This window comes from Opitutus terrae PB90-1, assembly GCF_000019965.1.
Classification (GTDB): Bacteria; Verrucomicrobiota; Verrucomicrobiia; order Opitutales; family Opitutaceae; genus Opitutus; species Opitutus terrae.
Genome location: NC_010571.1, coordinates 4,583,868 through 4,605,090, shown reverse-complemented (window position 1 = coordinate 4,605,090; position 21,223 = coordinate 4,583,868). Strand labels below are relative to the sequence as shown.

At 66.3% G+C, this 21,223-nt stretch carries 14 protein-coding genes and 1 tRNA gene; 9 read left to right on the top strand and 6 right to left on the bottom strand.

Features of this window, described 5'->3' with window-relative positions:
- Window positions 1-52: 52 nt before the first annotated feature.
- A complete protein-coding gene (locus OTER_RS17855; RefSeq protein ID WP_012376340.1) occupies window positions 53-7,981 on the bottom strand; it encodes a beta strand repeat-containing protein in 7,929 nt (2,642 codons plus the stop codon).
- 295 nt (window positions 7,982-8,276) lie between these two features.
- Between OTER_RS17855 and OTER_RS17850 the strand changes: the two genes are divergently transcribed.
- A tRNA-Cys gene (locus OTER_RS17850) sits at window positions 8,277-8,351 on the top strand.
- Window positions 8,352-8,438: 87 nt separating this feature from the next.
- On the opposite strand, the gene OTER_RS17845 is transcribed toward OTER_RS17850, so the two are convergent.
- Complete coding sequence (locus tag OTER_RS17845; protein ID WP_012376339.1) at window positions 8,439-9,257, bottom strand: MBL fold metallo-hydrolase; 819 nt, start codon at window positions 9,255-9,257, stop codon at window positions 8,439-8,441.
- Window positions 9,258-9,381: 124 nt separating this feature from the next.
- Between OTER_RS17845 and OTER_RS17840 the strand changes: the two genes are divergently transcribed.
- Window positions 9,382-9,792, top strand: a complete 411-nt coding sequence (locus OTER_RS17840) for a helix-turn-helix domain-containing protein (protein ID WP_193372193.1) — start codon at window positions 9,382-9,384, stop codon at window positions 9,790-9,792.
- 76 nt (window positions 9,793-9,868) lie between these two features.
- Here OTER_RS17840 and moeB read toward each other — a convergent pair whose 3' ends face one another.
- Window positions 9,869-11,002 (bottom strand): molybdopterin-synthase adenylyltransferase MoeB, encoded by a 1,134-nt coding sequence (gene moeB / locus OTER_RS17835; protein ID WP_012376337.1) that lies wholly within the window; start codon window positions 11,000-11,002, stop codon window positions 9,869-9,871.
- 76 nt (window positions 11,003-11,078) lie between these two features.
- Here moeB and ruvX point away from each other — a divergent pair, with 76 nt between their 5' ends.
- A complete protein-coding gene (gene ruvX / locus OTER_RS17830) occupies window positions 11,079-11,516 on the top strand; it encodes a Holliday junction resolvase RuvX (protein ID WP_012376336.1) in 438 nt (145 codons plus the stop codon).
- Window positions 11,517-11,586: 70 nt separating this feature from the next.
- Here the strand turns inward: ruvX and OTER_RS17825 are convergent, their stop codons facing one another.
- The gene (locus OTER_RS17825; protein WP_012376335.1) at window positions 11,587-12,249 is read right to left on the bottom strand and encodes an HAD family hydrolase; all 663 of its coding nucleotides are present in this window, start codon (window positions 12,247-12,249) and stop codon (window positions 11,587-11,589) included.
- Window positions 12,250-12,406: 157 nt separating this feature from the next.
- Between OTER_RS17825 and truA the strand changes: the two genes are divergently transcribed.
- From truA to OTER_RS17805, 4 genes are all read left to right on the top strand, one after another.
- Entirely contained in the window at window positions 12,407-13,228 is an 822-nt protein-coding gene (gene truA, locus OTER_RS17820; protein ID WP_148218170.1) for a tRNA pseudouridine(38-40) synthase TruA, read from the top strand.
- Window positions 13,229-13,295: 67 nt separating this feature from the next.
- The gene (locus OTER_RS17815; RefSeq protein ID WP_237702383.1) at window positions 13,296-14,021 is read left to right on the top strand and encodes a ComF family protein; all 726 of its coding nucleotides are present in this window, start codon (window positions 13,296-13,298) and stop codon (window positions 14,019-14,021) included.
- 5 nt (window positions 14,022-14,026) lie between these two features.
- A complete protein-coding gene (gene accD, locus OTER_RS17810) occupies window positions 14,027-14,902 on the top strand; it encodes an acetyl-CoA carboxylase, carboxyltransferase subunit beta (RefSeq protein ID WP_012376332.1) in 876 nt (291 codons plus the stop codon).
- Window positions 14,880-16,202: a bifunctional folylpolyglutamate synthase/dihydrofolate synthase gene (locus tag OTER_RS17805; RefSeq protein ID WP_012376331.1), complete on the top strand. Its 1,323-nt coding sequence runs from the start codon at window positions 14,880-14,882 to the stop codon at window positions 16,200-16,202. The genes accD and OTER_RS17805 overlap by 23 nt, the downstream gene beginning before the upstream one ends.
- A 111-nt stretch (window positions 16,203-16,313) precedes the next feature.
- Here the strand turns inward: OTER_RS17805 and OTER_RS17800 are convergent, their stop codons facing one another.
- Entirely contained in the window at window positions 16,314-16,844 is a 531-nt protein-coding gene (locus tag OTER_RS17800; RefSeq protein WP_012376330.1) for a hypothetical protein, read from the bottom strand.
- A 207-nt stretch (window positions 16,845-17,051) separates the two neighbouring features.
- On the opposite strand from OTER_RS17800, the gene dgt reads away from it, so the two are divergent.
- Entirely contained in the window at window positions 17,052-18,320 is a 1,269-nt protein-coding gene (dgt, locus tag OTER_RS17795) for a dGTP triphosphohydrolase (RefSeq protein WP_012376329.1), read from the top strand.
- 217 nt (window positions 18,321-18,537) lie between these two features.
- Here the strand turns inward: dgt and OTER_RS17790 are convergent, their stop codons facing one another.
- Entirely contained in the window at window positions 18,538-19,188 is a 651-nt protein-coding gene (locus tag OTER_RS17790) for an HD domain-containing protein (protein WP_012376328.1), read from the bottom strand.
- A gap of 262 nt (window positions 19,189-19,450) precedes the next feature.
- Here OTER_RS17790 and serA point away from each other — a divergent pair, with 262 nt between their 5' ends.
- Window positions 19,451-21,040 carry a phosphoglycerate dehydrogenase gene (gene serA / locus OTER_RS17785; protein WP_012376327.1) on the top strand — a complete coding sequence of 530 codons (1,590 nt, stop codon included), beginning with the start codon at window positions 19,451-19,453 and terminating at the stop codon, window positions 21,038-21,040.
- The last annotated feature ends 183 nt before the right edge of the window (window positions 21,041-21,223 follow it).

The window sequence follows — 21,223 nt, the reverse complement described above, 5'->3', positions numbered from 1 at the left end:
CTTGCCCGCAATCTGAAACCGGGGTTGGGCGCGCGCGCCGCCGAAACGTCGCTTACGCGCGAGCAGCCGGCTGCTTCTTCCACCGGCGCCAGGCGAACAGCCCGAGGCAGCCGCCGAGCAGGATCAGGCCGTAGGTGGACGGCTCGGGCACCGGGGTGATCTGGTTGTCATAGCTCGACCAGCGGCTGGAATTGCCGCCGAAGCCGGTGAAGACGATCTGGTTTTGCGGCGCCACGCCGGTGGCGCCGCGCTGCGCCTGCGTGCCGTTGCTGCTTGCGAGCGAATTCGTGGCAATGAACTGGTCGGTGCCGTTGACCCAGTTGGTGATCGTGAGCGTGGCACCTTCCTGGATGATGACGTTCGCCGTCGTGAGGATGGAGGCGAGGCCGCTGCCGAAATCGAGGATGGTGTCACCGGTGATGCGCAGCGTGCCGACTGACAGATCGTAACCGGCCAGCCGGAACGTGCCGCCGCCGAGGGCGAGTGTGCCGCCGGTCCAGTTGATATCGTTGGTGAGGGCGAACACGCCGGAGCCGCCGAGCGCGAGCTCGAGTTCACCCGGTCCCGTGATCGTGCCGCCGAAGCTCAAGGTCGTGCCGTTGGCCACGCTGATCTTGCCGCCGGCGCCGCTGACTTGGACGCCGCGGTTCGGATTGAGCGTCATCGAGGCGGTGGTGGCGAGCGTGCCGCCGGCGAACGTCAGGTGATTGGCGTTCGGGGTCCCGGGCACCGCGCCGAGCCGCGCGTCGCTGTTGATGCTGAGGGTGCCGCCGGTGAGCGCGGTGCCGCCACTGTAAGTGTTGGCGCCGGTGAGCGTGAGCGTGCCGTCGCCGCTCTTGGTGAGCGCGCCGGTGCCGGCAACGATGCCGCCGTAGGTGAGCGTGGTGCCGGCCGAGGGGCTGATCGTACCGCCGGCGGCGCCGAGTGCGACGCCGCGGTTGGTGGTGAGCGCACCGGTAAACGTCGTGGCGAGCGTGCCGCCGTTGAGCGTCACGTTGCCCGGCGTGGCCGTGCCGGGCAGCGCGCCGAGTCCGCGGTCGGCGGCGATCTGCACGATGCCAGCGTTGATGGCGGTGCCGCCCGTGTAGGTGTTGGTGGCGTTGAGTGCCAGCGTGCCGGCGCCGACCTTGGTCAAGGAGCCACCGCCGGAGACCACGCCCGAAACAGTGAGCGTATCCGCATCCACGCCGACGAGGCTGGAACTGCCGAGCGCGACGGTGCCGCTCACGGTGTTGTTGCCACTGAGGCTGCGGAGCGCGCCCGCGGAACTGGAGCCCACGCCGTTGATCGTCAGGCCCTCGGCGGTGCTGATGCCGGACGAGAGCGCGAGCGTGCCGCCCGCGGAGACGGTGGTGGCGCCGGCGGTCGTGCCCAGCGCGGCGTTGCTGCGGATTTCGAGCGTGCCGCCGGTTATGCTCGTCGCGCCCGTGAACGTGTTCACGCCCGAGAGCACCGCGTAGCCGGAATCGGCTTTCGTTAGCGTGCCGGCTCCCGTGGTGATTGCGCCGGACACCGTGGTGTTGCCCACGCCGGCGAGCGTCAGATTCTGCGCGCCGCCGATCCCGCCCGACAACGTCAGCGTGCCGCTGTCGCTTTGGATTTCGGTGGCGCCGCCGAGGGTGATTGCGCCGGCGAAAGAATTGTTGCCGCTGATATTGCGCAGCGCGCCGTTGGCGCCGACGCCGGTGCCGGTGAGGCTCAACGCCTCCGTGCCCACACTGATCCCGCCCTGCAATTCGAGCGCGGCACCGGAAGCGACCGTGGTGCCGCCGGTGGTGGAACCGAGCGCGGTGCCGGCGCGGATATTGAGCGCGCCTGCGTTCACCGTGGTGGCGCCCGTGAAGTTGCTGGCGCCGGCGGTGTCGGTGAGCGTGAGCGTGCCGGCGCCGGTCTTGGTGAGCGAGAGCGCGCCGCCGGTGTTCTGCAGCGCACCGGAGAACGTGGTGGAAGTACCGGCGCCGCCGGCGGTGAGCGCGAATGCGCCGGCGCTGGCGTTGGTGACCGTGCCGCCGCCGGCCAGGCTGCCGATCGTTTCCGCGGTGTAGGTGCTCGTGCCGTTGAACTGGAGCGTGGCGCCCGAGCCGATCGTGACGGCGGCGGTGTCGCCGAGCGCGGAGACGTTGGCGCTCTTGGTGATCGCGAGCGTGCCGGCGTCGACGTTGACGGCGCCGTTGCCGGTGTTCGCGCCCGTGCCGGCGAAGGTGAGCGTCCCACTGCCGGTCTTCGTAAGGGTGCCGTTGATCGCGAGCACATTCGTCGCGGCTCCCGTGCCGCCGATCGTCAGGTTGCTCACCGTGTCGAACGTGCCGCCGCTGGCGCCGATCGTCACACCGCGGTTGGCATCGTCGAGCGTGACGGCGTTGGTGATCGTGCGCAGCGTGCCGCCGTTGAGCGTGAGCTGAGCCGCGCTGAGTGCGGCGGGGTTGTTGCCGAGATTGGTCTCGCTGCTGATGGCGAGCACGCCGGCGTTGACGGTGGTCGCGCCGGTGAACGTGTTGGTGCCGGACAACGTGAGCGTGCCGGCGTTGTTCTTGGTCAGCGTGCCGGTCGTCGTGGCGATGTTCCCGCTGATGAGCGTGTCGCCCGAGCCGCCGACCGTGAGGTTGCGCGCGGTGCCGGTGATGTTGCCCGAGATGATGAACTGGCTGGAAGAGTTCTGCGCGATCTGCAGGGCATCGGACAACGCCAGCGTCGAGGCGATGGTGCCGCCGCCGCTGTTGCTGACGTTGATCTGCGCCGAGCCGGAGTTGACATCCATCGTCACGGTGCTGCCGCTGATCGTATAGCGGTTGTCGTCGTTGAACGTCATGTAGCCGACCGTCTTGCCGGCGGTGAGCGCGACCGTGCTGTCGGCGGTGAGGGCGTTGCCGAAGACCACGGAGACGCCGGCTCCCGTCGGGCCCACGCCGGTGAGGGGAGGATCGGGATTCCAGTTGGCATCGGCCACCCAGTTGCCGCCGCCGGCGGCCTTCCACGTGTAGACCGTGCCGGTGATCGGCACGATTTCGCCGTTCACAATCTGCGCGCCGGAGCCATAGCCGGTGAAGTTGATGTTCCCCAGCAGCGCCCCCGTGATCGTGCCGCCGAGCAGCAGCTGGCTGGCGCCGCCGCCGCTGATGCTGCCAGCCCAGCCGTTGATCGTGAGCGTGCCGCCGATGTAGATGCCGCTGCTCAGATCGAACACGCCCGCGAGGCTGTTGAAGTCGAGGATCGAGCTGCTGGTGAGCGTGGCGCTGCTGACCGTCTCGTCGAAGCCATTGACCGAGAAGGTGCCGCCGTTGAAATTGAGCGCGGTGCCGAGGATGTTGCTGGCGCCGAGCTGCACCGTGCCCTGGTTCAGATTGAGCGTGGCAGCGGCGAAAGAGTTGGAGCCGCTGATGCCGCCGATCTGCAGGGTGCCGGTGCCGGTCTTGGTCACCGCGCCCGTGCCGGTGGTGGTGACCGAGCCGGTGAAGACCGTGCTCGTCGTGTTGCCGACGGTCAGGAGGTTGGCCGTGCTGCCGAGCGTCACGCTGCCGGAACCGGCGAGAGAACCGATCGTCTCGTTCTTGCTGTTGAGGTTCAGCTGCCCGTCGGAGTTGATGGTGACGTTGGCAGTGGCGCCGATTTGATTGGCGTTCGTCAGTTGCACGACGGCCGAGTTGGCGGCGCCGGTGGCATCGCCGATCGTTACGTTGCCGGAGCCGACGGCGCTGACGTTGGCCGTCTTGGCGAGGGCGAGCGTGCCTTCGTTGACCGTGACGCCACCGCTGAAGGTGTTGGCGGCGGTGCCCGAGAGGGTGAGCGAGCCCGCGCCGACCTTCGTCAAACTGTTGGCGCCGGACACGACGCCGGAAGCGGTGAGCGAGCCTGCGTCCACTCCGATGGTCGCGGCGGCGTTCAGGGCGATGGCGCCGGAAAGCGTGTTGGTGCCGCTGAGATTGCGCAGGGCACCCGCGCCGCCGACACCGGCGCCGCTGATGGCGATCTGCGACTCGGCGGACGTAATATTGTTCGCGAGCGCCAAGGTGGCGCCGTTTGCCACGGCCGTGCCGGTCGCGGTGGCGCCGAGGCCGGCATTGCTGCGAAGCTCGAGCGTGCCGGCGTTGATCGTCGTGGCGCCGCTGAAGAGATTCGCGGCGGTGAGCACCAGCGTGCCGTCGCCATCCTTGGTGAGCGTGCCGACGTTGTTCGCCGCCGTGGCGCTGCCGATGACCTTGTTGACGGTGATGTCGCCGGCGCCGCCGAAGCTGAGGTTTTGCGCGCTCCCGGCGGTGCTGGTGAGCGCTGCGCCAGTGAGGGTGAGCGAGCTGCTCGCGTCGGCCACGAGCCGACTGGCGCTCTGCAGTGTAAGATTGCCTGACAGCGTGTTGTTGCCGGCGGTGCTTTGAATCGCGCCGTCATTGGCCAGCGTGCCCGGCCCGTTCAGCGCGATCGCATTCGTCACGGTGAGCCCGCCCGCCACCTCGAGGTTGGCGCCGCTGCTGATGGTCGCCGCGCCCGAGCCGAGGGCGGTGTTGTGCTGGATCGCGATAATGCCGCTGGCGAGCGACGTGGTGCCGGCGTAGGTGTTGGCACCGGTGAGCGTGATCTTGCCGGAACCCTGTTTGACCAGGGAGAGATTGCCGGTGCCGGAGTCTTGAATCAATCCGCTGAACGTGGTGCTGCCCGTGTCACCGAACGTGAGGGTCGTGGCCGTCGTACTCGCGTTGTCGATCACGCCGGAGCCGGCAAGCGAGGCGATCGTTTCAGACGAGCCATTGAGGTTGAGCAAACCATCGCTGCCGAGGACCACCGCCGACGTATCCGCAATCTGGTTGGCCGCGCCGAGCCGGACGACGGCGCTGGAACCGGCGCCGGCTCCGTCGCCGATGATCAGATTCCCGGCGACTGCGGTCGTGCCGGCCGTCTTCGAAAGGACCAGGGTGCCGGAATTGACCGTGGTGGCGCCGGTATAGGTGTTCGCGTTGGTCGTGCCGGCCATTGTCAGCGTGCCGGTGCCCGCGAGCGTTACGCCGCCCGTGTCGGTGGTAATCCGGTTGACGGTGAAGCTGCCGGCGCCGCCGAACGTCGTGTCGACTGCCGTGCCGGTGATATTCCCGGTCAGGCTGAGCGTCGTGCCGGTGTCCGCGACGATGGTGGTGTCGCCGGTCTCGGTGATCGTGCCGGAGAAGGTGTTGGCGCCCGCGACGCTGCGGAGCGCGCCATTGCCGCCGACGCCGGCGCCGCTCAGGGAGAGGGCGTTGGCGATCGTGCGGCTGCCGGAGACTTCGAGGGTGGCGCCCGGTGAAACGGTCGCGGTGCCCGTGCCGAGCGCGGTATTGCTGTTGGCCTGGGCCACGCCGTTGTTCACGTAGAGGCCGCCGGAAAACGTGTTGTTGCCGGAGAGGATCAACTTGCCGGCGCCATTGCCGTCCTTGATGAGCGCACGGTTGGTGCCGGAAATGACCGAGGTGATGGCCAGATTACCCGCGCCGGTGATGTCGGCGACGCTGTTGGCGCCGAGCGCGAGGGTGCCGACGGAGATCGTCTGGTTCTTCGAACTCTGCTGTTGGATGTAAGGCACCGCGCCCGACAGCGTGAGGGTGCGGTTGGCATTGCTGGTGAGCGTGTAGCTGACGCTCGCTCCGCTCCCGAATTTGATGCCGGCGATCGTGGTGCTGTTGTTGGCCAGGGACGCCGTGGTGCGGCCCACGCCCAACGCGTCGAACAGGGCGACCTGGGTCGAGTTGGGAGCGCCGGCCGAGGTCCAATTGTTGTTGTTGGTCCAGGCAGTGCTGGAGCTGCCGTCCCATTCCTTGTAGCTGGCCGCCGCCGGCGTCAGCAGATAGGCGCCGTTCGCGCCGGTGCCATACATGTTGTCGGACCGCGCGCCGGCGACTTGGGCTACGCCGAATCCGGAGAAGTAGACGCTGCTCACGTTCTGTCCGCCGACCGAGGTGGCCAGCGTGTCGACGCCCTGCTGCCAGTTGTTGACCACGAGCACGCCGCTCGCGGGGGCGGTGTAGTTGCCGAAGACAAAGGTGTTCGCGCCCGTGGGGCTGCCGAAGTTCAGCGTCGCGCCGCCGATCGCGGTGAGCGAGCCCACCTTGTCGGAATAGCCGTTGAGGTTGAGTGTGCCGGACGCGGCGATGCTCACGCTGCTCGTATCCGCCAGCCGGTCATTCGCGCCGAGTTGCAGGGTGCCGGCGTCGATCGAGGTCGTGCCAGTGTAGGTGTTGGCCCCGCCGAGCACCAACGTGCCTGAGCCCGTCTTGGTGAGATTGCCGGCCGTGCTGCCACCGCCGTCCTGAATCACGCCCGAGATCGTCGAAGTGCCGCTGCCGACGGCGACGGTCAGGCTGCGCGAGGTCGTGTTGTTCGACAGGTTCACAACACCGGACTGCGTGGCGTTGGCCATCGACAGCGTGTAGTTGCCTCCGGTCTGAGTGAGCGTGCCGCTGGTCGTGATGTTGCTCACCCCGGCATTGCCCTTGAGGACGACGGCGTTGGCGACGACGTTCCCGGCGCTGGAGGCGAGCGTGCCGCCCTTGATCGTGATATCGCCGGTGCCGAAGGCATTGTTGTGCCCGGCGGTGAGCGTGCCGGCCTGCAACGTCGTGCCACCGGAGTAGGTGTTGTTGCCTGATAGTGTTGCGTTGCCGGCGCCGAGTTTTGTGATGCTGCCGCCGCCGGAAACCACGCCCGCGAGCGCGGTGTTGCCCGTGCCGCTGAGCGTGACCGCGTTGCCGTCGGTGGCGAGCGTGCCGTTCAACTGCAGCGTGCCCGTGCTGCTGTTGGTGATCGTGATGGCGTTCCGCGCCACCAGCGCGGAATTCACGGTGTGATTGGCGGAGCCGTTGCCCTTGGAAACGAAGATCCCCGACGGCCCGAGCACGCCTTGGTCGTTGAATTCGATGGCGCCGTTGTTGAGCGTGTAGGCGAAGGGCGCGTCGATCTGGAGGCTGCGGATCGAGCGCGTACCACCCACATCGATCGTCTGCGGCGTGCTCACGTAACGGTTGTTGAGCAGGATGTCGGCGCCCACCTCGGGAATGTTGCCGTCGGTGCCATCCCAGTTCGAACCGTTCGCCCAGGTGCTCGTACCGCCGCTGTTGGTCCAAAGATCGGCCTTCAGGCTCGTGAGCGACAGGCCCTGGATTTCGTGGATGTTGGTCGAACCGCCCGTGCTGCCGGTGAACCCCAGGATCAGGTCTTCGGGCCGGGCATAGCCGGAAAGGTCGATCGAGTAGAGGGCCTCCATCGGCGCAGTTTCGCCGGCCTGCATGAACACCGTCAGCTGGTTGGTGGCGGTGATGACGACCTGGAAGATTCGGGCATTGTCGCCCGTCGGCCGGCTGGCGCCCGAGAAGGCGATCGGCGTGCTCAGCGAGCCCGTGCCGCCCAGGTAGTCGTATCCGCTGTAGCTGGAGCCAGGGCCGCGTACAGAAACATTCCCCGGATTGGAACCGATGCCGCCGATACGGCCCTCGGTGGCATTCGAGTAGTTGCCAAACTCGTCAATGCCCAGACCGATGTAGCCGCCGTTCATGCCCTGAATGTCTGCTTCGCCGCCGGCGACGAGGGTCTTCTGGGCGTAACCGAGACTGCCACCATACGCGCCCACGGAGAACGTCTTGCTCGCGTCGGCCAGGAAGAAGGTGATGCCGTCCGCACCGGAGCCGCCGTAGGCTGCGTAGCTGAACTTTACGGCGATCGTGGCGTCCGCGCCGTTGAACGACTGCGAGTCATACGCGTACGTCGCTTGCTGACCGCCTGCACTCGTGAGTCGCAACCAGCCGTTGCCCGGGGAATCCACGCCGCTCGCGGCGGTCAGGTTCGGCGTGTAGTTGGTGCCGCCGACCACCCAGGAAGCTCCAGCAGCGAAGGTCGTATCTTTGAAGGTTTCATTGACGACGACCAGTTGTCCGCGCGCCTGAACTGCCAGGAAAAAGGCTGCGAACGCGGCGATCCAGCCGCGGAGAAGGCGGCGATGGACGAGAGGCTCGCGGTGGACCTTCATGACTTGGGCGGTTACGTATCGGCACGGAACGGGTTTTTCTGGAGTGTAAACCTCAACGAAAAACTAGGGTTAAATACTCATGCGCCAGTCGTAGGCAGAAAGGGTGAGGCCCGAGGTTTTCTGTCGGCTCGATGCCCAAGGGGAGGGGCAGTTAGAAACCGAGCAAGGGGCCGAATCGGCAGGGTTTTTCCTTGCCGTTGACTTTTTGCCGCGCGTAGTAAGTTCCACTCTCCCAGCTTACGGCACGTCTCCTCGAGGGGCACCGAACTGTAAGTGGCGGGATCTCAGTTTCTAGGGCGCGGTAGCCAAGTGGTAAGGCCGAGGTCTGCAAAACCTCTATGCGCCGGTTCAATTCCGGCCCGCGCCTCCAACTGATAATCAATCAGTTAAGGAAAATGGCAGCAAAACGGCAGCTGGAAGTCACCGCTGCCGAGGCCGGCTCTGGTTCGGCCAGCACTTAACGCGCAAAAAAAGGATTGGCCTGTTTTTCCTGCGCGACCGTCGTGAGCGGACCGTGCCCCGGCGCGAGAACGGTGTCGCGCGGCAGACTCAGGACCTTGTCGCGGGTCGCACGATATTGCTGCTCGAAATCGGTCGTGCTGCCTCCGATCGAGCTGGCGAAGATCGCGTCTCCCGTGACCGCGAGCGGCCAGCTGAGGCCGGTCACGTAAAAGGTGGTCAGTCCCGGCGAATGCCCGGGCGTGAGCAGCGTCTTGATCGCGAGCGGACCGAGGTGGAAATGCGCGTTCTCCCGAAACGTCTTGGCGCCGGGCAGCGGTTCTTTCTCGTGGCTCCAAACTTCGGCGCCGGTCGCGGCGACCAACCGTGCCAGATCAGCAATGTGATCTTCGTGGGTATGGGTGAGGAACAAATACCGGACCGACAGGTGCTCGGCTGCCGCCGTATCGACCAGGGCCTGGCTGTCGGCGCCGGTGTCGAACGCGGCGGCCTGCTTGGAGCGTGCGTCCCACACGAGGTAGCTGTTCACCGTCATGTCATCGTAACGGGTGTTGAAAGCGGCAAAGCCGGTCGGGAAATTGGGTTGCGCCGGATACCAGGCATTGGTCGCCAGCGCCTCCAAAGCGTCCGGACTGAGCCGGAGGTGGCGGGCCACCCGCCGGAGCACGGCGACGAGCGGCCGACCCGATTTGAGCGCGGCCAGATCCTCGGTTGAGATGCCGGCGCGGCCCGCGAGGTCCGCGTCCGTGATGTGCAGCCCGCGCTGCGCCTTGCCGATCACATCGGTGAAATTGTCTTCGAGCGGTATCCGGGCCATGGCGCTAAAGTCACCGGGAGCGGGCGTCGTGCAAGTCTGATCCTCTTTTGATGCGCCAACGGATGCACCGCTCGCGGCGGGGAATGATAAACGCCACTCATTCGTCTATAGACTACTTGCTATAGTGACGGGTGCGCGTAGGTTTGCCGTTCCTATGGTAACCGACAAAATCAAAGCGCTGGCGGCCACGAAAGCCAAAGTTGCTGCCCTGGAGAAGAGCATCGCCGCGGAACTCAATCGCGAGCTGGCCGCATTGCCGTCCCGTTATGGGTTTGAAAGCGTCGACGCGTTCGCGGCCGCCGTGCGTGCCGCGCAACGCGGCAAAGGCGGCCGGGCCGCCGCGAAAGCGCAGCCAGCCGCGGGTGGCAAGAAGCGCCGCAAGCGCGCGGTCATCACCGCCGAGACGAAGTCAAAAGTGAAGTCGCTGGTGGAGTCCGGCAAGACCGGCGCGGAGATCGCCAAGGCCGTGGGGATTTCGCTGCCGAGCGTACAGAATATCAAGAAAGCGCTCGGGTTGGTCAAAGCCCGCAAGTAGTCCGCCCGCCGGTGCTGTAGGTTTTCGGAGCCCCGCTTCGCGGGGCTCTTGTTGTTGGCGCACGTCGCGGTGCGCCTCAATAGCGGACGAGCGAGGGGTCGACTTCGTCGGTCCACGCGGCGATGCCGCCGGCGACGTTGATGGCGCGGGGAAATCCCTGCGCGCGGAGAAACTCGCTCACTTGGCGACTGCGGCTGCCGTGATGACAGAGCACCAGCAGATCGCGGTCCTTCGGCAACGTGCTGAGCCGGGCCGGCACCTGTCGCATCGGAATATGTTCCGCGCCCGCGATGCGCACGATCTCGGTCTCCCACGGCTCGCGCACGTCGAGCAGCAGCGTTTGCTCCGGCGTGGTATCGAGGCGGTGCCGCGCCTCGGCGGCGGAAATCTCGCGCGGCGCGTCGGGAGCGCGAGGCGGCAGTTGCGCGGCCGGGGCGATCGCGCCGTCGCCACAGAGTGGACACGACGGATTCCTGGCTAGCGCCAAGGTTTGGAACGTTTGCGTGAGCGCATCGTAAGTGAGCAGCTTGCCCCGGAGCGGAGCGCCCACGCCGGTCACCAGCTTGATCGTTTCGAGCGCTTGCAGGCTGCCGATGACTCCACAGAGCGCGCCCAGCACTCCGGCTTCGCCGCAGCCCGGCACACTGCCGCTGGCTGGCGGCTCGGGGAAAAGACAGCGATAGCATGGGCCGTCGTGCGCCGGATCGAATACCGCGACCTGCCCCTCGAATTTGAAGACGCTCCCGAACACCAGCGGCTTCCCGGCGTGGAACGCCGCGTCGTTGTTCATATAACGCGCGTCGAAATTGTCGGTGCCATCGACGATCACGTCGTAGTTGGCGAAAAGCCCGGGCGCATTTTCGGTGGTCACGCCCGATGCATGCTCCACGACGCGCACGTGGGGGTTCAACCCGCGCAATCGCCGGGCGGCGGAGGAGACCTTGGGTTCGCCGACGCTGGCGGTGTCATGCAGCAGCTGGCGTTGAAGGTTGTGCGCCTCCACACGATCGAGGTCGGCGATGCCGAGCGTGCCGATGCCCGCGGCGGCGAGATACAAGCCGGCGGGGCTGCCCAGGCCGCCGGCGCCGATCACCAGCACGCGCGCGGCGGCGATCCGGCGCTGACCCGCGAGGCCGACCTGCTCGAGCAGGAGGTGCCGGGAATAACGCGCCAGCTCGGCGGGCGAGAGTTCAGGCAGTGATTCGGGCATGGCCGAACAGTTCGCGGCGATCCGCCGCGCTCGCAAATGAAATTGCGCTCGGAACGCCGCCGCGCCGGACTGAGGCATGCGTTGTCTGGGCATCGACTACGGCACGCGCCGGATCGGATTGGCGTACGGCGACGAGCTCGGCGTGGCCACGCCTTTGCCCGCGCTGGTCGAGGCCGATCCGGCGAAACGCTGGCAGAGCTTGCTCGCGACGGCGCGGCAACGGCGCGTGACCGACCTCGTCGTCGGGCATCCGCTCAACATGGACGACACGGCCGGCCCCAAGGCGAAGGAGGCGGAAGCGGTGGCGGCGCGACTGCGCACCGAGCTGGCGGGCGTGGACGTACACCTCGTCGACGAACGGCTGACCAGCTACGAAGCGGAGGCCACCATCAGCAAAACGCAGCGCCGCGCAGTGCGGGCGAGCGGGGTGATCGACTCGCGGGCCGCGACGCTCATCCTGCAGGATTTTCTCGACCAGCGCTTCCCGCCGCCGCTGCCCCATCCGGCGGAATGAGAGGCGAGGCCGGGCCCGCTCACCGCGCGGGCCTGCCATCCGAACCGGTTGGCGCCGGATTGTGAATACGCTATGCGGTGACGGCGAGTCCCAGTTCGGTGGCCAGCGCGGAGAAGTTCGGCACTACGCGCGTGCCCGGGGTCTGCAGCTTTTCCAAGGAATGATGTCCCCAGGTGACGAGCACGCAGTCTACCTCGAGCGCTTGCGCGACCTCATGATCGTGCCGGGTGTCGCCCACCAGGACCACCTGGTCACGGGGCAGGCCGAGTTCCTGCAGCCAGGCGCGGCCGAGTTCCACCTTGCTGTGGGCATAGATGTTATCGAGTCCAATCATTCGGATGAAATAGTCGGCGAGTCCGAGATGTCGGACGATCTCCTGCAACGTTTCCTGACGGTAGGCCGAAAGGATGGATTGGGAAATCCCGGCGGTGCGCGCCGCGCGGAGCATCGCTTCGGCTTCGGCGTGCAGCCGACACTCCCAGCGGCGGCGGTCGTAGACGTCGATAAAATCCACGCTCAGCCGTTCGAACGGATCGCGCTGCGTATCGAATCCCAGGCGGCGATAGTAATCACGGACCGGAAAATCGAAGAGTGCGTGGTGGCGCGCGCGATCGAGGACGGCGAGCCCGCGCGGCGCCAGGAGCCCATTCATGATCTCAATGCAGAGATCGAGATCGTCGAGCAGCGTGCCGTTCCAGTCCCAGATGATATGGCGATAGCGAGGTGAGGCCATGGGCAACGGCCAGGGTTGCGATCGGCGCGCCGGGACACAAGCCCGTCGGCGAGAGGCCGCTGTGACGTGGCACGGGCGTCTCGCTCGTGGGTTTGCAGGAAACGGTGAGGTGCTGTCGGCGCGTGTGACGCGGCTTGCGGCGACGCGGACGCGCGTCATGCTCGTCGCGCTGATGGCCCACCCGAGCAGTTCAGAACCGCGCTGGAAATGCGTCTGCGCCTATGATGGCGGACATTTTGCGGGCTGGCAGAGCCAGGTCTCCGGCGCGAGCGTGCAGGACGCGATCGAGGCGCGGCTGCGGGAAATGTTCGGACGCGAGGTGCGCATTCACGGCAGCGGTCGCACCGATGCGGGCGTCCACGCGCTTGGGCAGGTGTTTCATTTCGATGCGCACTGGCGGCACGGGCCGGAGAAGCTGCTCGCGGCGTTGCGTGCCCGGCTCCCGTCCGCGATCCAGATCAAGACGGTTTGCGCGGTGACGCCGGAATTCCATGCGCGGTTCCAGGCGAGCGGCAAGCGCTACACGTATCGCCTCCACCTCGGCGACGCGGATCCGTTCACGCGACCCTATAGCTGGCCGGTCTTTCGGCCACTCGATCTGGCGGCGATGAACGCCGCCGCCGCCGTGCTGCGCGGCCGGCACGATTTTCGCGCGTTCACCGCGCTCAATGGGCCCGCGCGCGTGGACACCGTACGCGACCTGCGTCGACTCGACGTGCGCCGGCGCGGACGAGTCATCCGCATCATCGCGGAGGCCGACGGGTTTCTCTACAAGATGGTGCGCAGTCTGGTCGGCGTGCTCGTGGCGGTGGGCGAGGGCAAGCTGACGGTGCACGACGTGCGCGCAATTCTCGCCTCGCGGCAGCGGACCGCGGTGGTGCAAACGGCGCCGCCGCAGGGCCTGTTTCTGGTGCGGGTGTTCTACCGGCCTGGCCGCCGGTCAACCGCAGCAACGACCGACGTGGATAACGATGAGTGACCGGGACGCGCACGCGTGGCGCGTTGGAACAAAAACGACAGCCGCGGCGCCGAGAACAATGAGCGGGATGAGCCAGTGGCTGCGCGGACTCAGCGATGTGGTGTTCCCGCCGCTTTGCGTGCATTGCCGCGGGCTCGTGCCGAGCGAGGCTGAGTTCCGGCATCTGTGTCCGGCGTGCTCGGCCCAGCTCGATTACGTGCGACCGCCGCATTGTTCGACCTGTGGGCATCCGTTCTACGGCGTGGTCGAGGGGGAGCGGATGTGTCCGCATTGCGAGGGTCTCGCACCGGCGTTTCGCGAAGGACGCACCGCGGTGTTGCTGAAAGGCCCGGCGCGCGGGCTGGTGCATGAGCTGAAGTATCACCGCGGGCTGCAGGTGTTGGTTGATCTCGAAAGGATTTTCCGGCGTTCGCCGCACGTGCTCGAACTCGCCCGCGGCGCGACGCTCGTGCCGGTACCGCTGCACCCGCGCAAGTTGCGCGAGCGTGGCTTCAACCAGAGCGAGCAGATCGCCCAGGCGCTGCTTCGCGCCGTCGACGGAGCGGCGCACGTGAGGCCGCTGCTGCGTCGCACCGTGGACACCGTTTCGCAAACCCAGCACGACCGCCGCACGCGGCAGTTAAATCTCAAAAATGCCTTTGCACTGGCTTCCGGCGCCGTCATAAGTGCCGCCGATCATTATCTCCTGGTCGATGACGTTTTCACCACTGGCTCCACGCTCAACAGCTGCGCGCAGACTCTCCGGCGCGCCGGTGCGGTGAGCCTTGACGTCGTCACGTTCGGTCACGGCTGACGCCTATGACGCATTTCGACAAACCGACCTACACGGTTCGCAAGACGCGCAAAAAGGAAATCCCGCAAGGGGTCTACACCAAGGACCCAGTGAGCGGGGAAGCGGTTTTCACCAAGGATATCGCGGACAACCAGATGGTCGTGCCGGCGAGCGGCCATCATTTTCCCATCGGGGCACGCGAACGACTCGGCTATCTGCTGGATCCAGGCTCGTTCGTGGAGTCCAACATCGAGGTTCGGTCAGCCGATCCGCTGCAGTTCGTCGACTCCGCCCCCTATCCGGCCCGAATCAAGAAGTACGAAAAGGAGAGTGGGCTGCCGGAGGCCGTCGTCACGGGTGCGGGTAAGATCCACGGCGTGCCGGTGTCGCTCGCGGTGATGGATTTTCGGTTTTGCGGCGGCACGCTCGGCTCGGCGGCCGGCGAGAAGATCACGCGCGCGATCGAGACCGCGATCGCGCAGAAGATTCCCTGCATCATTTTCAGCACCTCCGGCGGGGCGCGGATGCAAGAAGGCATCCTGTCGCTGATGCAGATGGCCAAGACGAGCGCCGCGCTCGGCCGGCTGGCAGCCGCCAGGCTGCCCTACATCTCGGTGTTGACGCATCCGACCACCGGCGGTGTGTCCGCCAGCTACGCGACGCTCGGCGACGTGATCCTCGCGGAACCCGGGGCGTTGATCGGTTTCGCGGGGCCGCGAGTGATCAAGGACACCACGAAGCAAACGCTGCCGCCGGGCTTCCAGACATCGGAGTTCCTGCTGAAGCATGGCCTGATCGATCAGATCGTGCCGCGGACCGAGATGCGCGAGCGGCTGCACCAGATTCTGCTCGCGTTGTATGTGAAGCAGACGCCTGCGAGTGCCTCCGTCGCCAAATCCTGAATCCGGCCGCGGCGCGCAGCCGGACGCGGCGGCGGGTTTTGAGGCCGTGGCGGAGTACCTTTGCGGACTGAAGGCGGGCGGTTCGAAGCTCGGGCTCGACCGCATGCGGCTACTCGCGGCCGAATTGGGCCACCCGGAGCGGGCGCTGCGCTGCGTGCACGTCGCGGGCACGAACGGCAAGGGCTCGGTGGCCGCGATGCTCGAGGCGATTTTGCGGGCCGCGGGCTGGCGCGTGGGTCTGTTTACCTCGCCGCATCTCGTTCACGTCGGCGAGCGCGTGCAGGTGAATCGCCAGCCGCTCGCGCCGGCGGAGATCGTCGGCTATGTGCGCGAACTGGATGTGCTCGCGGATCGGATCGCAGCGCGCGAAGGCCCCGGCGATCGGCCGAGCTTTTTTGAATACATGACGGCGATGGCGCTGCTGCAGTTCGGCCGGCAGCGGTGCGACATCGCGGTGATGGAGGTGGGCCTCGGAGGGGAGTTCGATGCGACCAACCTCGTGGATCCGGAGATGACCGTGATCACCTCGATCGGCTTTGATCACTGCGAATGGTTGGGGCACACGCTCGAGGAAATCGCGCGGGCCAAGGCGGGCATCATCAAACCGGAGCGTCCGGTGGTGATCGGACGCGTGCCGCCGGCGGCCGAGACGGTGATCCGGGCGCGGGCGGAGGAAATGGAGGCGCGGGTGATCTCCGTGCGCGAAGTCTACGGCGAGAACCTGGCGGTTTATCCGGAAACCAATCTCGCGGGCGACTACCAGCGGTGGAACGCCGCGACGGCGACGTTGGCGGCGCGCGAACTCGATTCACGCTGGAGAATCTCCGAACGGGCGATCGCGCACGGGCTGTGGCATGTGCGCTGGCCGGGCCGCTGGCAGCGGGTCTTGGTGGGTGGCCGGCGCGTGATCCTCGACGCGTCGCACAACGCGGAAGGCGCGTCCGTGTTGGACGCGAACCTGGCGCGGCTGAGGGCAGAGACCGGCCGCGCGCCGATCGTCGTTGTGGGCGTGCTGGGGGCGGAGCGGGCGCAGCCGCTCATGGCGGCGATTTGCCGGCACGCGGGCGAGGTCCATCTCGTGGTGCCGAACCAGCCGCGCGCGAGCAGCTACGAGGAACTCGCCGCGCTCATTCCGGCTGGATTCCCCGGGCGTGTGGCGCGGACCACGGTGGCCGAAATTTTTCCGGGCGGCGACCACTGCGCGCTCGGCGGACCAGATGACAGCATTGTCATCACTGGCTCGATCTATTTGCTCGGCGAAGTACTGCCGCGGATCGGCGCGGGGACGGACGCGGGCTGACGATGACCGGCAAGTGCCGGTAAAATTCGGCGCCGAGCCCCGCGGACCTTCAGAACAGCCGCAACCGCCGCGGAAGTCATGTCCGCCCGCCTCGCGCTCATCGCCCCGGGCCTACTTGCTGCGGCTGCGGCGGACCACCCAATCGACGATCGCCGCGTCGTTGTTCTCGTGCCGCCAGACCAGGCTGAGAAATTCGGCCGGAAAGATGTCGTGGGCCTGGAAGAATTTCCGATCACCGCCGCAGCAATACATCAACGAGGGCGGGAGCTCGCCACGAAGTTTGGCTTTCGCCTTGGGGATGATGCGTGGCAGCCACTCGATATCCCGCACCTGCTCGGTTTTCGCCGGCAACTTGGATTCGTCGAGCACGGTGGTGGACGGGTGGCCGCCCTGGACGTTCAGAAAATAGTCGCGGCGGACGCTTTCGATCGCGAGCGCCCGATCGTAGCCGGGTTCGCCGGCGGAGTTGTTATGGTCCTCGGCGTAATCGTAGAGATACTGCGGCGTGATCCCGTTGCTCAGCAGAAAAGCGTGCTGGTCGGCATTGAAGAAAGAGTCGGCTCCGCGTTTGCCCTGCGCATAGAGCGCGACGGCCAGCTCGTAGAGTTTCCGAAACTCGTCGGCGAAAGTGTAGTGAACCATGGCGCAGGCAGCGAATGGGTTGCGGCGGGGAATGCAAACGGGAGCACGAGTCCAGCGTCCGAGCGATCGATCGCCGGGAGGTTCGACAGCCGCGGAATGCGCGCGAGGGATGAACCCGTCGGGACGGTGGGTCCACCGGGGAGACTGAGGGCGGGCATGTTTCCGGGTTTGCGTCGCCGCCCTCGGGGCGCTGATGTCTTCCGGCCCATGGCGAACCGCTTCTACAACGCGTTCGACGTCGAGACCTACGGCGGCGAGCGCAAGACCGACTACCGCAACGCATTTCAGATCGATCGCGACCGGATCATTCATGCGCACGCGTTTCGGAAGCTACAGTCGAAGACGCAGGTCTTCCTGTCGGGCGAGTATGATTTCTACCGGACGCGGCTGACCCACTCGATGGAAGTGGCGCAGATCGGCCGCTCGATCTGCCACTATCTTTTCACGCGGGGCGCGCCGCTGAAGCCGGACTTCCACATCGACGGCGATCTCGTCGAGGCGGTTTGCCTGGCGCACGACTTGGGGCATCCGCCGTTCGGGCATTCGGGCGAACGCACGCTGCAGGAGTTGATGGTGAAGTGGGGCGGCTTCGAGGGCAACGCGCAGACGCTGCACCTGCTGACGAGCACGATGTATCAGAACGAGACGAGCGTGCGCGGCATGCAGCCGACCCGCGCGCTGCTGGATGGCGTGCTGAAATACAAGAAACTGTTCGCCGAGTTTCCCGCGCCGCCGCCGAATCATTTTCTCTACGACCCGCAGGTGGCGGAGCGGACCTACGTCTTCGGTGGGCGGCCGATTCCGGCCGAGCTGATGGCGGGCGAGAAGCTGAACAGCTTCAAGAGCATCGAGTGCCAGATCATGGATTGGGCCGACGATGCGGCCTATTCGCTCAACGACATCGTCGACGGGGTGAAGGCGGGCTTCCTGACCTACGAGAAGATCGAGACGTGGGCGGCGGGCGAACCGATCGACGCCGCGCGGCAGGCGCTGCTCGACGATCTGTTCGACGCGATTCGCGCCGATCGGCTGGAGAACGTGTTTTCCCAAAAAATCGGCCGTTTCATCCGGGCGTGCCGGTTGCGTGAGCGCGACAATTTCATGGCGGCGAAAACCAACCGCTACCGATTCGAGCTGATCGTGTCGAAAGAGGCGGAGAACGAGGCGCTGTTTTTCAAAAAGATGGCCAACGACATCATCTTCGAAAGCCCGCAGCTGCAGCAGATCGAGCACAAGGCGCGGCGGGTGATGTTCGAGCTGTGGGAGGCCGTGTGGCGCAACTACGTCGAGCCGCGCCAGCGCGTCATCAAGATCCTGCCGCCGCGCGTGGGCCGGCTGATCGACGCCGAAGCGACGCAGCGTGGCAAGGCGCGGCAGCTGTGCGACTATCTCGCAGGGTTGACCGACGGCATGATCGTGCGGACCTACCGCCGGCTGTTTGATCCGGTGTTCGGATCGATTCGGGATTTGAGCTAGCTCTGCGGCGCCGGGCTTCTGCTGTCGGGGGGCTCCCTTCCCATCTCCCTCTGACTCGTTCTCGGTCTCTTACTCGTTCTCGTTCTCTCTTTCCCTCTCTCTTCTGGACCGCCCCGCCGGCGTATCTCGGCATCTCTGCCTTCGAGCCCAATCCCGAGAGAACGAGAACGAGAACGAAACCGAGAAAGAGTAATGGGACGAAGCGCGCAGTCGCGAATCACGCGGCGGGTTTCGGTTGCAGGTGGCCGGCGTCGACGGCGGCTTGGACCATGCGCTCGGCGTAGGTCCAAAGTTCGCTGCAGCCGGCGGCAATGTGCTGGTTGCGCGCGATGACGCGGTCCTGCGTGATCCCGTGCCGGTTCCACGCGGCGCCCTGGGTCCGGCAATTGAGCAGCATGGGCTGGAACCGATCGACCGCGGCGGCGAATTTGGCTTCCGGCGTCTCGCGCGCTTCGAACTCGTCCCACAAGCCGCGAAACTCGCGCGCTTGATCCGGCGGCAGCAGCCCGAAGATCCGTTCGGCGGCGATCGCTTCGCGCTCGTGCTGATGGGCCATGCCAGCGGTGTCGTAAGCGAAGGTGTCACCGGCGTCGATTTCCACGAGATCGTGGACAATCACCATTTTCAGCACGCGCAGGACGTCCAGCGCGGCGCCGCAGTTGGCGTGCTCGGCCAGGACGATGACGCACAGGCAGAGATGCCAGGAGTGCTCGGCGTCGTTTTCCGCGCGCCGGGTCTGGGTGGTGACCGTTTGCCGGAAGATATCCTTCAACTTGTCCACCTCGACGATGAATTCGATCTGGCGCGCGAGCCGCGCGGCGGCTGCGGAAAGGTTGGACGGGGCGGAAGGACCGACAGGTGAACTCATGCCACGACGAAAGGGCGACGGCCGGGGTGGCGCAATCCGGGAACGGGGGAATCGCCAGCCATCGGCAAGATCGGACCGAGGCGGGCAAGATGCCGGCGCTCCCGAGCGACCGAGGGCGGGCGCGCCCCAAGCAGTTGGCCGGGGATGGCGGGCTCCATCTGGCGACTGTGCCGGCGGACCCGGCGGCTGGGTGCGTGGGGTTGCGAAACGTTTTCCTTGCTAGCGGCGAGGGGCCACTTTTCCCTCGAATGTTTTTCCCTCCATGAAAGTCCTCGTCGCCGACAAGATCTCACCCAAAGGAGTCGCCTATCTGCGTCAGCAGCCGGGTTTCGAAGTGATCGAGGCTTACGGTTCCTCTCCGGAAAAAGTGCTGGAGTTGGTCAAGGACGTGCACGCGATTGCGGTGCGTTCGGAGACGAAGATCACGGCCAAGGTGATCGCGGCGGCGCCGCTGCTGAAAGTGGTCGGGCGGGCCGGCGTCGGCGTGGACAACGTCGACGTCGACGCGGCGACGGAGCGCGGCGTCATCGTGATGAACACGCCGTCGGGCAACACGATCGCGACCGCGGAGCTGACCTTCACGCACCTGCTGTGCGGGGCGCGGCCGGTGCCACAGGCCGCGGCGTCGATGCGCGCGGGCAATTGGGACCGGAAGAGTTTCTCGGGCATCGAACTGCTGCGCAAAACGCTCGGCATCGTCGGGCTCGGCCGGATCGGTTCCGAGGTGGCGAAGCGAGCCCAGGCGTTCGGCATGCGCGTGCTGGCCTACGATCCCTACCTCGCGCCCAGCCGCGCGAAGGCGATGCAGATCGAATCAGTCACGCTCGATGAACTCCTGCAGCAGTCGGACTACATCACCGTGCACATGCCGCTGACGGACGACACGAAATACATGATCGACGAAGCGGCCTTGGAGAAGTGCAAGAAGGGCGTCCGGATCTTCAACTGCGCGCGCGGTGGCATCATCAAGGAGACGGCGCTGCTCGCGGCGCTCAAGTCAGGCAAGGTCGGCGCGGCGGGCCTCGACGTGTACGAGGACGAGCCGCTGGCGAAGGATAGCGAATTCCGCTCGCTGCCGAACGTCGTGCTCACGCCGCACCTGGGCGCGTCGACGGCGGAGGCGCAGGAATCGGTCGGCATCGAGATCGCGGAGCAGATCGCCGACGTGTTGAACGGCGGCGTGATCCGCAATGCGGTGAACGTGCCCTCGCTCGATGCGAACACGGTGAAGGTGCTCGGGCCCTACATCGATCTCGGCACGAAGCTCGGCACGCTGGTGCAGCAGATTTCCCCCGCGCAGATCGACCTGTTGAAGATCACGTATTGGGGCAAGATCGTCGACCTCGACGCGAATGCGATTACCCGCTCCGTGCAGCGCGGCTACCTGCGGCGGATCAGCGGCGAGGAAGTGAATTTCGTCAACGCGCCGGTGTTGCTCGAGCGGCTGGGCGTGAAGGTCGAGGTCGTAAAATCGACCGGTGACTCCGGCTACAGCGAACTGATCCAGGTCGAGGCGGTCGGGCCCGACGGCGCGATCTACCGCGCCTCCGGCACACGCATGGGCAAGCAGAACCAGGCCCGCATTGTCAGCGTCAACGGCCGCGAGGTCGAGGTCGCCGCCGAGGGGAAGCTGCTCGTGCTCGAAAACCTCGACCAGCCCGGCATGGTGGGCGAGATCGGCACGATCCTCGGCCAGGATGGCGTGAACATCGCCGACATGTCGCTGAGCCGACTGATCCCGGGCGGCACCGCCTACATGGTGGTGCGCGTCGACACCGAGCCGAGCGACAACGCGCGGAAGATCATCAAGGGTCACCCTGCGATCAAGCAGGCGAAGTTCGTGCAATTGTGAGGATGGCGAACACGCGACGCGCCGTGATGACGCAATGTAGGGCGGGGTCTCCTGACCGCGCCGGGATTGCCCGTGGCGCTTCGCTCAGCGCGGTCAGCCTGACCGCGCTACGTGGCTTGTCGGTACGGGCGGTGGCGGGATCGGGAGATCCCGCCCTGTCACGGGCGTTCGCGAGCGAGTAAT

Excerpts from the sequence above, each read along its gene's own strand:
- OTER_RS17815 (WP_237702383.1), top strand. The coding sequence starts at position 13,296 with ATGAGCCAGTGGCTGCGCGGACTCAGCGATGTGGTGTTCCCGCCGCTT.
- OTER_RS17845 (WP_012376339.1), bottom strand. The coding sequence starts at position 9,257 with ATGGCCCGGATACCGCTCGAAGACAATTTCACCGATGTGATCGGCAAG.
- truA (WP_148218170.1), top strand. The coding sequence starts at position 12,407 with ATGCTCGTCGCGCTGATGGCCCACCCGAGCAGTTCAGAACCGCGCTGG.
- OTER_RS17790 (WP_012376328.1), bottom strand. The coding sequence starts at position 19,188 with ATGAGTTCACCTGTCGGTCCTTCCGCCCCGTCCAACCTTTCCGCAGCC.
- OTER_RS17855 (WP_012376340.1), bottom strand. The coding sequence starts at position 7,981 with ATGAAGGTCCACCGCGAGCCTCTCGTCCATCGCCGCCTTCTCCGCGGC.
- moeB (WP_012376337.1), bottom strand. The coding sequence starts at position 11,002 with ATGCCCGAATCACTGCCTGAACTCTCGCCCGCCGAGCTGGCGCGTTAT.
- OTER_RS17825 (WP_012376335.1), bottom strand. The coding sequence starts at position 12,249 with ATGGCCTCACCTCGCTATCGCCATATCATCTGGGACTGGAACGGCACG.
- serA (WP_012376327.1), top strand. The coding sequence starts at position 19,451 with ATGAAAGTCCTCGTCGCCGACAAGATCTCACCCAAAGGAGTCGCCTAT.
- OTER_RS17800 (WP_012376330.1), bottom strand. The coding sequence starts at position 16,844 with ATGGTTCACTACACTTTCGCCGACGAGTTTCGGAAACTCTACGAGCTG.
- dgt (WP_012376329.1), top strand. The coding sequence starts at position 17,052 with ATGGCGAACCGCTTCTACAACGCGTTCGACGTCGAGACCTACGGCGGC.
- accD (WP_012376332.1), top strand. The coding sequence starts at position 14,027 with ATGACGCATTTCGACAAACCGACCTACACGGTTCGCAAGACGCGCAAA.
- ruvX (WP_012376336.1), top strand. The coding sequence starts at position 11,079 with ATGCGTTGTCTGGGCATCGACTACGGCACGCGCCGGATCGGATTGGCG.